Source organism: Polynucleobacter sp. SHI8 (assembly GCF_027944005.1).
Lineage (GTDB): Bacteria > Pseudomonadota > Gammaproteobacteria > Burkholderiales > Burkholderiaceae > Polynucleobacter.
This window is the reverse complement of record NZ_AP027204.1, coordinates 513147-526210: the sequence shown is the minus strand read 5'-3', so window position 1 is coordinate 526210 and position 13064 is coordinate 513147. Positions and strand designations below refer to the sequence as shown.

General features: G+C 40.0%; 15 protein-coding genes and 1 tRNA gene. 3 read left to right on the top strand and 13 right to left on the bottom strand.

The genetic code is table 11. From position 1 onward, the window contains the following. Positions 1-137: 137 nt before the first annotated feature. The 9 genes from QMN06_RS02730 to queG all read right to left on the bottom strand — a co-directional run bounded on the left by QMN06_RS02730 (position 138) and on the right by queG (position 7175). Positions 138-1520: a DEAD/DEAH box helicase gene (locus QMN06_RS02730; protein ID WP_281970997.1), complete on the bottom strand. Its 1383-nt coding sequence runs from the start codon at positions 1518-1520 to the stop codon at positions 138-140. Positions 1521-1541: 21 nt separating this feature from the next. Continuing rightward, positions 1542-1961, bottom strand: a complete 420-nt coding sequence (locus QMN06_RS02725) for a heme-binding protein (protein ID WP_281970995.1) — start codon at positions 1959-1961, stop codon at positions 1542-1544. A 105-nt stretch (positions 1962-2066) separates the two neighbouring features. Continuing rightward, a complete protein-coding gene (locus tag QMN06_RS02720) occupies positions 2067-2543 on the bottom strand; it encodes a hypothetical protein (protein ID WP_281970994.1) in 477 nt (158 codons plus the stop codon). Positions 2544-2545: 2 nt separating this feature from the next. Continuing rightward, positions 2546-3361 (bottom strand): FAD:protein FMN transferase, encoded by an 816-nt coding sequence (locus QMN06_RS02715; RefSeq protein WP_281970993.1) that lies wholly within the window; start codon positions 3359-3361, stop codon positions 2546-2548. 19 nt (positions 3362-3380) lie between these two features. Next, positions 3381-3917: an FMN-binding protein gene (locus QMN06_RS02710; RefSeq protein ID WP_281970992.1), complete on the bottom strand. Its 537-nt coding sequence runs from the start codon at positions 3915-3917 to the stop codon at positions 3381-3383. After that, entirely contained in the window at positions 3917-4834 is a 918-nt protein-coding gene (locus QMN06_RS02705) for a DUF6662 family protein (protein ID WP_281970991.1), read from the bottom strand. Before QMN06_RS02705 ends, QMN06_RS02710 begins: the two co-directional genes overlap by 1 nt. A gap of 114 nt (positions 4835-4948) precedes the next feature. After that, positions 4949-5311, bottom strand: a complete 363-nt coding sequence (locus tag QMN06_RS02700) for an AzlD domain-containing protein (RefSeq protein WP_281970990.1) — start codon at positions 5309-5311, stop codon at positions 4949-4951. After that, positions 5308-6048, bottom strand: a complete 741-nt coding sequence (locus QMN06_RS02695) for an AzlC family ABC transporter permease (RefSeq protein ID WP_281970989.1) — start codon at positions 6046-6048, stop codon at positions 5308-5310. The genes QMN06_RS02700 and QMN06_RS02695 overlap by 4 nt, the downstream gene beginning before the upstream one ends. A gap of 32 nt (positions 6049-6080) precedes the next feature. Further along, positions 6081-7175: a tRNA epoxyqueuosine(34) reductase QueG gene (queG, locus tag QMN06_RS02690; RefSeq protein ID WP_281970988.1), complete on the bottom strand. Its 1095-nt coding sequence runs from the start codon at positions 7173-7175 to the stop codon at positions 6081-6083. A 2-nt stretch (positions 7176-7177) separates the two neighbouring features. On the opposite strand from queG, the gene tsaE reads away from it, so the two are divergent. The 3 genes from tsaE (at position 7178) to QMN06_RS02675 (ending at position 9082) form a co-directional block, all read left to right on the top strand. After that, positions 7178-7693: a tRNA (adenosine(37)-N6)-threonylcarbamoyltransferase complex ATPase subunit type 1 TsaE gene (tsaE, locus tag QMN06_RS02685; protein ID WP_281970987.1), complete on the top strand. Its 516-nt coding sequence runs from the start codon at positions 7178-7180 to the stop codon at positions 7691-7693. After that, entirely contained in the window at positions 7683-8972 is a 1290-nt protein-coding gene (locus tag QMN06_RS02680) for an N-acetylmuramoyl-L-alanine amidase (RefSeq protein ID WP_281970986.1), read from the top strand. The genes tsaE and QMN06_RS02680 overlap by 11 nt, the downstream gene beginning before the upstream one ends. A gap of 34 nt (positions 8973-9006) precedes the next feature. Then, positions 9007-9082, top strand: a tRNA-Lys gene (locus QMN06_RS02675). A gap of 70 nt (positions 9083-9152) precedes the next feature. Here QMN06_RS02675 and QMN06_RS02670 read toward each other — a convergent pair. The 4 genes from QMN06_RS02670 to QMN06_RS02655 form a co-directional block, all read right to left on the bottom strand. Continuing rightward, positions 9153-10334 (bottom strand): IS481 family transposase, encoded by a 1182-nt coding sequence (locus tag QMN06_RS02670; RefSeq protein ID WP_281970985.1) that lies wholly within the window; start codon positions 10332-10334, stop codon positions 9153-9155. 243 nt (positions 10335-10577) lie between these two features. After that, positions 10578-10898: a type II toxin-antitoxin system PemK/MazF family toxin gene (locus tag QMN06_RS02665; protein WP_281970984.1), complete on the bottom strand. Its 321-nt coding sequence runs from the start codon at positions 10896-10898 to the stop codon at positions 10578-10580. Continuing rightward, positions 10892-11146, bottom strand: coding sequence for an AbrB/MazE/SpoVT family DNA-binding domain-containing protein (locus QMN06_RS02660; protein ID WP_281970983.1), 255 nt, complete (start codon positions 11144-11146; stop codon positions 10892-10894). Before QMN06_RS02660 ends, QMN06_RS02665 begins: the two co-directional genes overlap by 7 nt. Before the next feature lie 271 nt (positions 11147-11417). Continuing rightward, complete coding sequence (locus QMN06_RS02655; protein WP_281970982.1) at positions 11418-12977, bottom strand: rhodanese-like domain-containing protein; 1560 nt, start codon at positions 12975-12977, stop codon at positions 11418-11420. Positions 12978-13064 lie beyond the last annotated feature (87 nt).

Below are 13064 nucleotides of genomic sequence, written 5' to 3'. Positions count from 1 at the left end.
TACGAAAGTAGCTTGCGGTATATGGCTGACGTGGGTAGAGAATGATTGCAAAAAAGGATAAACCATGTTGTTAGGGGTGGCGTTTGGAGTCCAAGACAACACGAGCGCAAGAGCAAGCAATCGGGGCTTGGCAGTTTTTACTTAGTTTTTTTAGCCCCGCCAAGCAAAGCGCCTAGTGCCTTAGTTGGACTAACTGATTTTGTTATAGATTTCGTTGGTTCATCTACAGGGTTAGTTGTTGAGACCGCTTCTGATTGATAAGGGAGATAGAAAAATGGATCCATATTTTCTCGGGAACTAGTACTCGGCGTTGGTATTTTAATTAACGGTTTTTTAGTTAATTTTTCAATATCAGCAAGTAGTTTCATTTCAGATGGGTCTACTAAGGCGATTGCATCACCCTTAGCTCCTGCTCTGCCCGTTCTACCAATTCGATGAACGTAATCCTCAGCATTGAATGGTAATTCAAAATTAATCACGCACGGCATACTCGGTATGTCTAATCCTCGAGCGGCGACATCAGTGGCAACTAGCGCATCAATTTCCCCTTTCTTGAATTGATCAAGAATACTCATGCGCTCTACTTGACTTTTATCGCCATGAATCGCTTCTGCTTTGATACCGCTTTGACTTAGAGCTCTAGAGAGTCGTGCACAGCCAATCCGACTATTGGCAAAAATAATGCACTGCGTCGGTAATCCTTTTACTTGACGTTGATGCAAAATCGTTTGAAGTACCTTTAACTTATTCGATGAATCAACTAAGTGCACCATTTGAGTAACGGTATCTGCTGTTTGATTTTGTCTCGATACCTCAATAATCACCGGATCTTTTAGGTATTGTTGCGCTAATTTTTTTATTTCTGGAGAAAACGTTGCTGAAAATAATAATGTTTGTCTAAGACCAGATGGGATCAACGACATGATGCGTTGAAGATCCGGCAAAAAACCCATATCGAGCATGCGATCTGCTTCATCTAATACTAATATTTGCACTTGCGACAAGTTCGCATTTTTTTGTGATAAATGATCGAGTAATCTTCCTGGAGTTGCAATCAACAATTCCACTCCAGCTCGCAAAGATTGGGTTTGCGAAGAAATATCCACTCCACCAAAAACTACTGCTGTTCTTAAATCGGTATATTTTGAATATTTAAAAGCATTCTCTGCTACTTGATCACTTAACTCACGGGTGGGAGTAAGAACTAAAGCCCGAATTGGGTGACGCGCAGGAGATGAACTTGTATTGGCGAAGGGAGAAATCTTCTCCAAAATGGGTAAAACAAATGCGGCAGTTTTTCCAGTTCCTGTTTGAGCGGCACCCATCACGTCTTTTCCTGCCAATACGTGCGGTATTGCCTGCTCTTGGATTGGGGTTGGATGGGTATAGCCCTGCTCTTGAACTGCTTGGAGAATCTTTGGACTTAATCCGAGCTGAGTAAACTCAAGCTTTTTTGAGGAAAGTTCAGCTGCGCTTTCCTCGACAGAAAGAGTTGGGGGAGTTGGATTTAATTCGTTCACAGCCCTCTATTATGAGGCCAATTAGGAATTAATCCCTAAAGCGGCGATTCCTGCCTTAGCAATGAGGGCATCGTCAGAGGATTTAACTCCTGAAACGCCAACTGCACCAATGGTATGTCCGTCAACGACAATATTGACGCCACCCTCTAAAACACCATGTAATGCTGGGGTTGCACCCAAAAAGGCAGTCCGACCATTATTGATAATATCTTCATAAATCTTGGATTCACGACGCCCTAAAGCAGATGCGCGAGCTTTTTCTTGTGAAATATAGGCTGTTACAGGCGCTGCACCATCGCGTCTTAATAAGCCCAATAGGTGACCTCCGTCATCTACTACAGAAATCGTCACGGCGAAATTACCTTGCGCAGCATAAGCTTCAGCTGCAGCTAGAACTGCGGAAATATCCTGTTGAGTCAAGTAAGTACGATTTGCTGGCATATTGTTCTCCTTAAAATTGATTTTTTATTTTACCTAATCTTCATGATTGAAAAAAAGACGGCGTATCCACCCCAATGAATACGCCGTTAACGCCAACTAAAACATTTATGCAGTGATTGATTGTTGATTCGCTTCGAAGGATTGTTTATTAAAGCTTTTTTTACCAATTTTTATGTGTAGGAAAAACACAACTCCCGTTAAAGTTCCTGAAACCAAATGCAATAGATGTGCTTGCTCATGAACAACTCCACGTCCGTAGAACAATGCCAAAATCGACCCAATTAAAAGTAAAGATGTGGCGATAAAAGCTCCCCCCATCCATACGTTCTTTTTCATGCGGAGGGTCAATTGCACATGGTGGTACAAAGCCATGCCTAAGATTAATAAAAACAAATGTCCCACAATGCCATGCAAATTGATCCATAAACTTAATTCTTGAATCGGTTTGCCCATCAAATCATCTGATACGAACCAAACTACGCCAGTCGTCAAACTTAAAATAACTCCCATAAAGCTTATATATTTGTGCCATTGACTCATTTTTCCTATTTTTGATGCTGCTAATTGCTGTTTACTTTCCATGTTTACTCCACAATGATTGGTATTGCTCCAAATGTTTCAAAATATGGTGCATGAATATTTTTTTCGATTGCTAATGCTTTTGTTAAGCAATCTGCGACAACGCAGGTTGACGCAACAATCGAATAACTTAAATCATCTTCTATGCACTCCCCTGTTTTCGGATGTATTAAATACGACATTCCCCCTTTCTTGTTATCTCGACCAAACCGAGTGGACGAGGTTGCAACTGCTCCGTCTTTTAACTTCCCCATATAAATATAAGTATCACCATGCAAAGACTCTTTTAAATAAATAGACTGCTCAATTCCTCCGATGATTCTTAAATCTCCTCCCGCATTAATCAAAGCATTTTTAATTTCAAAATTTCTTAATACTTCTATGCCTCTGTCTACTGCATAACCCTTGGCGATTCCTCCTAAATCGAAATGCACATGTTGATTTAATCTAATTTGGTGGTTTTCTAGTAAATCAATTGAAGCTATTCCGCCCTCTTGATGATGATCTGATGATCTTTGGAAGGATGGTGCGAATTGACCAATGCCACAATCAAATAATCCGCCTGTTTCCTTAAAGACTTTCTGAGCAATCATGAATACTTCATATGTCCAGGGATGCACAGAACAGATAATTCCTGATGCTGTTTTGGATAATCGATTTAACTGGGTAATCTCACTAAAAGTGTCATGACTTGACATTAAAGTCTGTACTTTTTCCATTTGTTGGTAAACGACATTTCCAATTTCTTGGTTAAATGCCATTTGCTCTGGATTGATGTAACGATCTTCCTCAATCCACAACTCCACAAATGTACCTAGCATTGGTCTGCTTCTTCTCACGTCAAATCCTACTTAAATGTTCTCGATATAAGACCATCAATCTCTGCACGCCATTAGTGACATGCTTAGAGGAAAGTGTGGCTCCCGTAATATTTTTAATTTCTTGATTAAATCTCAACTGCTCTGAAGCTCCTCTTCCCTTAAATTGTTCTAACCATTTTTTTTCACGTATTTGCTCACCATATGATTCGTTATATTCAAGAATTTCCACTCCCTGAATTTGCCCTTTGTTATTAACTCCAACTGCATAGGTAATCATTTCGTGCTTCCCCACCACTTCGTCAATCAATAACCAAGATCCTTGACTAGATTTCCAAATGTGTTTTTGTTGATAGGCGTGTCGCACGCCAGATTCTTTTCTCATTTTTTCTTTGATCAATTCCGGAACCTCAATGTCGATTTTGGTAAAGACTTCTCCACTAAACATGGCTTGTTTGACTTCATCAACACTGAGATAATGCTTCGCACATACATGACCTAAAGGGGCAGTAGTTGCCAAACAAATAACAGCTAGATAACTAGGGGAATGCCATTGCATTAGAAGGGCATCCCAAATTTAACGATATATTCATTACGGCCATGGCTATCCCACACTTTTCCATCAGAGCATTCGGCTGTTCCTGGAGCCCAGCACTGCCCGCCCACTTGCGTTCTCATAGCAGCAGTTATCCACCAATCTTTTGTTGCGTAATGAACATTAGGGCCTATGAAGTGAGCTCTTTGGGTTTGATTACTCAGTGAGTACCCATCAAAATCATTGTGGAATCGATATTCCAAGCCGGCATTAAGATTGGGCATGAATCGATAGGTAAGACCTGCAACTACATCTAAAATAGTTTCTTCAATAGGCTCTTCATCAAATTTTAATTTTTCTACTTCGTAGACTAAGTTACCCACAAGTTGCAAGCGATCATCTAAAAAGTTGGATTGCAATATAAGTCTTGTTTCTAAGGCATTTTTTAAATGGCCAATGGTTGGCTCTAGGTAAAGTCCTACACCAATGGGTGAGGTTACTGGATTGGTGATACGCCAAATACCTTCTACCGATACGCCATCAATCCCTGTTTTTGCATAGCCACTTCCATGACTTTCACTTCCGGGAACGCCGTACCCTCCTGTACAAGTGGTATTTTCTTGTTCGCAATATTCACTATTCGTGTAATTTTTAGAAGAGTTAATGGAATAACTGTTAAGGTATCCTGCAAGTTGAAAGTCATTACTAACGCCATACTCCATTTCTGTTCTACCTTGCCATAAATCGTATGTGCCACTTGCTTGACCTCTTGTAAGCTGCAAACGTTGTTCAAACTCCCATTTACCCTCAGGCTGAAGATCAAGGCTATACACCCACCCAAAATATCCTTCACCCGCACTGCTATTGAAAGATAAAATACACGCCCCAACACAAATACTTTTTTTAATAAGATTTTTTACTTTATGAGTTTGATTTAGCACTACAACTTCCTTTCTTAAAACAATTTATCAAAAACAAATGATAATCATTCTCATTAAGAAATAAAAGTCACTTTATCAATAAGGCTAAATAACCTTAATTTTTATAGTTCTTTATCAAGTAGATTGATACGACAAAAATAATCCGTAGGCAGCCATTAAAAGGCTCCCCAGAATTAATCCGCGACTAAGACCGCTTTTAAATTTCATCATATAAACTAAACAGATGCAGCAAACCATGATCCGATAAGTCATGGGGACCTGAGCTAAGGCACCAATCGGTAACAAAATCAGTTTGAATGTTAAGGCGCCAACCAAAGCATACGTAACAGCAGACAACCATTTGAATACTTCACTATCTTGTGACACATGACCTGCTAACAATACGCCAAGACCTCTCCAAAAATAGGTCCCCAATACTACAAATAGTAGAACCGCCCACCAACCGAATTCTGCAATAGAAGTTTCAATAGCACTCATGAAGAAGTCTTCCTTTTTCTTCTGAGGTAATCAATGCCATATACAAGACTGCCAAAGCCAAGACCTGATATCAATAATGCATTTTCTGGATAGATTTGATAAAAAAATGCACCTGCAATACCTCCAACAATAATCGCCATTCGATTTAAGGGGATAACAACATCCACAAATGAGAGAAGGAAAAAAAGAGGATTAACAAATACCAGCGGAATCGTTACCCAGATGGGTACATATTCAGATAAGACAAATCCTAAAATAGTGCCAGGTATGGCAAGTATCCAGCACAGAATACCTATTCCTAAAAAGTAACCATATCGAACTTCGGGCTTTATTTTCGGAAAATCTCTCATGCAATAGGCCCAAGCACTCATCGCAACTAAGTGAACCGACAACATTCTAGAAGGCTCTTTGTTTGTTTTTGGTATTTGCGGAAACAAGGTCAATACCATCGTTAAAAAACGGGTTGACGTTAATGCAACGGCAATTGCAACAACACTAGATGATGCACCCATCGACATCATCTCAATAAAGACAATTTGACCTGGCAATGCATACATAAACGTTGAAATAGCTGTAGCCTGTAATACGTTTAAGCCAACACCTTGACTCATCGCCCCAAAGCCAACCATGCCGGCAAGTAAAACAGGACCAGGGCCATAAAGACCTGCTTTTACACCAAGGCGAAAGGCTTGCTTAAAAGTTTCTGCATTTTTTAATTCTTGTATGATTTGATCCATCTGCCTATTGTAATGCTCTATATCTTTAGGCTCTAGAAACTAACTGCCCATTCAATATGCTCATCGACTAAATCATTAATTTTTTGATGTTGTTGTTGCAAAGAATGACGGGCTTGTTGTTTGATTTCTGCACTAGTTGAATCATGTCGTATGAGATTGCCTAATCCCACTGCAATATTACGCATCCACTGTTCATAGCCAATGCGGTAGATAGCACTGCCCTGCATCAATTGCTCAAAAGTCGCTTTGCTCCATAAAAATACATCGAATAATTGCAATTGACCTAATTGATGCCGCTCATCAAAATCTCCAATATTGCTTGAGCTTGCAAATTTATTCCATGGACAAATCAGTTGGCAATCATCACATCCATAGACACGATTACCAATGAGAGGTCTAAATTCGATTGGTATTGATCCACGATGTTCAATCGTTAAATAGGAGATACATTTTCTGGCATCTAATTGATAAGGGGCAACAATCGCTTGTGTCGGACAAATATCGATACAAGCCTGACATTGCCCACAATGATCACTAATAGGTGCATCAATCGGTAAGGGTAAGTCGATTAAGATTTCACCCAAAAAAAACATGGATCCGGCCTCCCTATGGAGTGCAAGAGTATGCTTACCGCGCCAAGCTAATCCTGATTTTTTGGCAAATTCAACTTCCAGCAACGGTACTGAATCAACAGCAACCCGGTAGTTGAGTGGGGATATTTTTTCTTCTATTTGCTGCGCCAATTGCTTGAGTCTACTTCGAAGGACTTTATGGTAATCACGCCCCCTGGCATAAACCGAAACAACTGCAGCCTGAGGATCATGTATTTTGGACCACTCAGTTTGTCTCCAGTCGTTATTTTGCTCAAATAAACTCTTTGGTAAATATTCCATCCGAAATGATAATATTCGTAACGCTTGAGGTAATATCTTTTGCGGGTTGGCTCGCAAATCAGCATGCTCAATCATATAATTCATATCACCATGACGACCTTTTTCCAACCAATCCTGCAAATGTGGCAATGCTTGACTGACATCCAAATCAGTAACACGCATTTCACTAAAGCCAAGTTGCTTAGCCTGGCTTTTGATCCAAAGAAGCAGTTCTTGATGATTAAAGGTTTCCATTAATGAACATTGTAGGCAAAAACTTCCTTTTTGAATTAAGTTCAGAAGATGCGTGTATCGATCTTGCGGAAAAAATCGGGCATATGATCCAATCCACAGCACTTAATCATCGGGGTTTGCATATTTGGCTAATCGGTGACTTAGGTAGCGGTAAAACGACCCTTGTTCGTTATATTCTTAGAGCTTTAGGATATCAAGGCAAGGTCAAAAGTCCCACCTACAATCTTTGCGAACCTTATTCAGTGGTACTCAATGATCGTGAAATCGCCGTTCATCACTTTGATTTATATCGCATGAATCATCCCTTAGAGTGGGAAGAAGCAGGATTCAAAGATATTTTGAATCAATCCGGAATACACTTTATTGAATGGCCTGAAAAAGCTGAAAACACTTTACCTTCAGCTGATCTTATCATTCGCTTGCAATATATTTCTGAGACAGTCAGGAAAGGCTCAATCGAGGGTGTCTCCGCTCTTGGGAGTCAACTTTTAAAAAATATTTCCGAATATGGATCTTAGCAAAAGAAAATCATTACAACAAATAGCCCAAGCTGGAGTTATTGCACCATTCCTTGTTCTCCTCGGCCCTCTCGAATTGGCTTATGGCGCAACACTTTTAGGTGTTCGTGTATGGCCAGCCGAGGACTACACCCGTGTCACCCTTGAATCTGATGAAACCTTGCAAGTTTCACAACAACTATTAAAGGATCCTAATCGTCTTGTTGTGGACATCCAAGGTATTGATTTAAACAATAAGATCAAAGAAATCGTTGCGAAAATTAAAAGTGATGATCCCTTCATCGCAGGGGTTCGGGTCGGTCAATATCAACCCAAAATCGTCCGACTCGTGTTCGACTTGAAAGAGGAAGTTCTTCCTCAACTTTTTCCTTTAGAACCTGCTGGTAGCTACCAACATCGACTTGTTCTGGATCTTTATCCTAAAAATCCGCCTGATGCAATGACTGTTTTTTTACAAAAAAATATCAAAGTTGATGAAGATGATCCGATTGCAGCTATTGCAAAAAAGAATAATGACATCATTGCTCCGACGATTTCGCAAAATAATGCTCCAGCGATTCGGTCAAACAAGTTTAATCGCATTATTACTGTGGCTTTAGATCCTGGACACGGTGGTGAAGATCCTGGAGCGATTGGTGCACGTGGTTCAAAAGAAAAAGATGTTGTTCTAGCAATTGCTAAACGTTTGCAAAATCAGTTAGGGGGGCTTTCTGAGTTCAGAATCTTAATGACAAGAGATTCTGATTTTTTTGTACCTCTTGGTGTGCGAGTTCAAAAAGCGCGTAAAGTCCAAGCAGACTTATTTATTTCCATCCATGCAGACGCCTTTGTTTTACCAAGTGCCAAAGGTGCTTCTGTGTTTGCTCTTTCTCAACAAGGAGCCACCAGCACAACTGCAAGGTGGATGGCAAATAAAGAAAACTCTTCAGACCTGATTGGTGGATTAAATATTAAAACTAAAGATGCTGAAGTTGCAAGATTATTACTTGATATGGCAACGACTGCGCAAATTAAAGACTCATTAAAGTTAGGTAACTCGGTGATTAAAGAAATTGGGGGCTTTGCTAATTTACATAGTAAAGCAGTCGAACAAGCTAGTTTTGCAGTCTTAAAAGCTCCCGATATTCCCTCTATTTTGGTCGAAACAGCCTTTATTAGTAACCCTGAGGAAGAACTTAAACTCTTAGATGATTCTTATCAAAATAAGATTGCTGATGCTATTTCAAAAGGAATTTTTACATATTTGGAAAAAAATCCGCCAATAGTTCGTCAATCCTAAAATAATATTGCTATAATCATTGTTTACCTAATTTGGGACGGTAGCTCAGTCGGTAGAGCAGCGGACTTTTAATCCGTTGGTCGCGAGTTCGAATCTCGCCCGTCCTACCAAATATATAAAGGTCTGTACCGGACACATGGTTTACACTTTGTACCGAGCACATACTTTACACTTTTCCGATCACATCCCGATTACTTTGGGACCAAAAGGATTCTCGATGGCATTCACCTTTCGAGATTCCAGATCAAAGTAACCCATATCGTAATCCATAAAACTCACTAACCAAACATCTTCTTCGACTTGTCGAAGCCCTACATCGTGTCCGGCAAATACGGTACTCAGATGTATCTTCTTGTTATCTAAACAGATTCGACCACAAGTCGTGACGGTGACTGTCTTGTCATGGAAGGGATACGCGACATCTGGTAATCCTTCGTATTTTCGGTTTGACGGCTGATATAAATCAGCTGGTCGCTTCATCGCAAGAGCGTGATGGGGTCGTTCATAATTAAACTCTTGGATGAAGTCCTCAAACTTATCTTGTTGCTGCAGTAAGTTCATACCAGGTGGTTTGGTCGTGGCTTGTTTGAGTGTTAGATGCATGCGCTCATGCCGTCCATTTTGTTGAGGGTTACCCGGTTTAATGCGTTCAATACCAATCCCCAAACGTAACCACCAGACCGATAAACTACTCAAGCCATAGAGTGCGTTTGCGCTAGCAAACGGTACGCCATTATCAGAGCGGATACTGTTGGGTAAGCCATATTCCTTGAACAACCTCTCAAAGACGGTAAAGGCTTGGGCTTCACGCGTACTTTCTAGTCCCTCGTAACAGATTAAGAACCGAGTGGTGTAATCGGTAACAGTCAGAGGGTAACAGTACTGCTTATTGCCCATCATGAACTCACCTTTGTAGTCCGTACACCACAAAGCATTGGGTTGCTGAGCATCAAATAGAGCCGTTCCTGATAACTTGGGATGGCGTCGCTGACGTTTCTTTCGCACCAAACCATGCCGATCGAGTACCGCATGAACGGTACTTTTCGCAGGCAAAGTGATCTCTGGATAATGGGTATGGATCCGTTCTCGGATCTTTGGAGCTCCCCAGTTCGGAAACTCTTTCTTAACATTCACAATCAGTTGTTCGACCTGAAAAGGCAAGCGGTTCGCTTGCCGAGAGGGCCTTCGACTTCTGTCATTAAAAGCCTCTAATCCTGATTCTTTATAACGATCAATGATCTTATGACACGTTACTCTGGAAATTCCAAACTCTTCACAAAGTCGAGAAATCTTTTCACCATCTAAAAAACGTGACACAAATTTAAGCTTTTCATCCATCTTCGTACTTTCATTCCATGGCATAAGTTGGCCCTCCTTATGCTCAAAACTGTAAAGTATGTGTCCGGTATAAAGTGTAAAGTATGTTTCAGGTCGTACAGTGTTTAGGCTGTTCACCATAATCGGGGGATGATCATTTATTAAACACGGCGAGTTTCAAAAGTCATTTCATAATTTGGCTCTTCCAATCCTTCACACTTTAAAGAATGTCTTAAGCCATAAAGAATTTCAAATTACCAATTTGTTTATTTAAGAAAATTTAAAGTTTTATTCGGCAAATAATTCTTGAAGTATATTCAACATAGCACTTAAAGTTTTTGGTGAAACAGTTCCCATCTTTTTGGTTAATCTTACTTTATCAACTGTTCGTATCTGATCAAAAAGAATCAAACCTTTTTTCCCGGCATGAGTCAAGGGTATCCGAAACGGCGCTGAAAACCCTTTAGATGTCATAGGTGCAACAATTACTGTTCTAAGGTGTTCATTTAAGTCTATAGGAGAAGCTATAACACATGGGCGTGCTTTTTTGATTTCACTGCCAATTGTCGAATCAAGGTTTACTAACCAAATATCTCCTCTTTTCACCAAACTAAATCCTTATCTTCAGTGTTAGCAAATTCTCCCAACACAAGCATATCCCCATCCACTAGGCTCACTGCTTTTGCAGCCTCACTCCATCCAGTACGAACAGATTTAGAGGGCTTTCTTAAGATAATTGCTCCATTTTCAATGGACACATCAGCAACTGATTGATCATCTAACCCAACCTGAACAAGCATAGGTTTAGGTATAAGCACTCCCTTACTATTACCAATTTCTCTTATATTAATTTGCATAACCCCTCCTGTTATTACAATGTTATTACTTACTTAAACCTCTGTCAATCATTTGACCTAAATATTTAAATCCGCATTATCCAAAAATACCCATTTTTACTTAAAAATATTCTGCATTGTCTTTAATTTGTAAAGCTTACTTGATTAAAGCGGTTAATTCATCAAGTGAAATTGATTTTCAATATGCATGATTAGTTTGGGACCAAAAGGATTCTCGGTCGACACTACACTCCGATTTTTCGGGGCTTTTTTTAAGGAAATTTCTTAGACCTTATTGAATTGCATAAAGGTTCATTTCGTCTTCGTCTAACTGAGCAATCAGACCAGTCTCCCACTCAAGATAACGGCGCGCTGCTTCCTTATTGCCATCATGCCGATCATGAACGAAAAATAGGAAATCAATACAATCTTCATCAGGTGGCAGAGTTTGCGTAGAAATAATCTCAAACTCTTTTGGAAATCCTGAATCCTCTAATTCATAGATGTGTATATTTAAATTAAATCTATCAAGTTCCAAAAGTGCTCCGTAAGTGAGCGCATGGTCATCTGAAATAATAACGATTGTTTCTTTAGCGTCACGAATGATTTCTTGTAGTCGAGAACGAATGGTCCAAAGAGAATTTGGTAAATGGGCTTTACGGTACTGCATGCTGCCACGAATATCCAATATAGTGACAGACTCATTTTGAACAAGTTGATATAAATCTGATGTCTTAATAGTCGACTTGCCAAGTAAATGATCAATCCGAATGCTTGGTAAGCTAACTTTACTATTTACACCATCTCGTAAAACTGCTACATCATGACCCATCTGTTTTAACCAGCTAGCAACTGTTATTGCCCGCACTCCATCAGAGTCATACAAGACAATTCGTGCATTACGAACGCCAACAAATTGATCAGTAGCCTGAATCAATTGCCCTCCCGGTGTATTTTGTGAGCCAGGTAGCCCATTGAGTGAAAACTCCTCTGCGGTCCTAACATCACAGAGGTATAAAGATCGATCTTCATCATTTTTCCAGAGTAAAAATTGTTCATCTGAAATTAAAGGAATATCAAACTTATTTACCAAGGCCTGTGAGGCGATTAAGATCTCCTCATCAACTATAGGCTTTGCATATTGAGCAACTTTGCCATGATCTAAGACATAATCATTTAGATACCAGCCTTGGGTACCATTCTCTAACGCATAGATTGGATTTTTAATCCCCAAATTAATCAGAGTTTGTGCGCCAATAATGCTTCGAGTTCTCCCGGCACAGTTAATAATGATTTTGGTTTCTTGGTTCAAAACATGGCTTTTAATACGGTAGGCTAGTTCCCCGTTCGGGCAACATTGAGCCCCAGGAATGCTCATCTTTTTAAATTCACTCTGAGGCCTGCCATCTAAGATGATGAAGTCCTCCTGATCGACCATCATTTTCATTAAGTCATGTGCACTCACTCGAGGCGTATGACACTGATGCTCAACCAATTCTCCAAAGGTTTTAGATGGAAGATTTACCCCAGCAAATAAATTAAATCCAGCATTCTGCCAGCACCGCGTACCACCACTCAGCAAATAAACGTCTTGGTAGCCCTGCTCAATCAGGGCTTGAGCCGCCTTAACTGAGACACCCGCACCATTTTCATCATAGACCACTAACCTTACAGATTTACGGGGAGCTAATCGAGCTACTTCATACTCAAGTCGGCTATACGGCACAGATGTTGCCAAAAAAAGATGGGACTCTCCATATTGACCGTGTTCACGCACATCAAACAAAGCAATCTCAGTTTTTCCATGCAACCATTGCTTTAAAGTTTTTGCATCAACTAATTGAATTGCCATTACAAATCCTTAATTGAGGGATCAATTACTCTGCCTTGATATTCAAGCGCTAAGGGCTTTATCTCATTTAAGATAATCTGTATCACC

Excerpts from the sequence above, each read along its gene's own strand:
- QMN06_RS02725 (WP_281970995.1), bottom strand. The coding sequence starts at position 1,961 with ATGCCAGCAAATCGTACTTACTTGACTCAACAGGATATTTCCGCAGTT.
- QMN06_RS02720 (WP_281970994.1), bottom strand. The coding sequence starts at position 2,543 with ATGGAAAGTAAACAGCAATTAGCAGCATCAAAAATAGGAAAAATGAGT.
- QMN06_RS02715 (WP_281970993.1), bottom strand. The coding sequence starts at position 3,361 with ATGCTAGGTACATTTGTGGAGTTGTGGATTGAGGAAGATCGTTACATC.
- QMN06_RS02710 (WP_281970992.1), bottom strand. The coding sequence starts at position 3,917 with ATGCAATGGCATTCCCCTAGTTATCTAGCTGTTATTTGTTTGGCAACT.
- QMN06_RS02700 (WP_281970990.1), bottom strand. The coding sequence starts at position 5,311 with ATGAGTGCTATTGAAACTTCTATTGCAGAATTCGGTTGGTGGGCGGTT.
- QMN06_RS02695 (WP_281970989.1), bottom strand. The coding sequence starts at position 6,048 with ATGGATCAAATCATACAAGAATTAAAAAATGCAGAAACTTTTAAGCAA.
- queG (WP_281970988.1), bottom strand. The coding sequence starts at position 7,175 with ATGGAAACCTTTAATCATCAAGAACTGCTTCTTTGGATCAAAAGCCAG.
- tsaE (WP_281970987.1), top strand. The coding sequence starts at position 7,178 with ATGAACATTGTAGGCAAAAACTTCCTTTTTGAATTAAGTTCAGAAGAT.
- QMN06_RS02680 (WP_281970986.1), top strand. The coding sequence starts at position 7,683 with ATGGATCTTAGCAAAAGAAAATCATTACAACAAATAGCCCAAGCTGGA.
- QMN06_RS02670 (WP_281970985.1), bottom strand. The coding sequence starts at position 10,334 with ATGCCATGGAATGAAAGTACGAAGATGGATGAAAAGCTTAAATTTGTG.
- QMN06_RS02660 (WP_281970983.1), bottom strand. The coding sequence starts at position 11,146 with ATGCAAATTAATATAAGAGAAATTGGTAATAGTAAGGGAGTGCTTATA.
- QMN06_RS02655 (WP_281970982.1), bottom strand. The coding sequence starts at position 12,977 with ATGGCAATTCAATTAGTTGATGCAAAAACTTTAAAGCAATGGTTGCAT.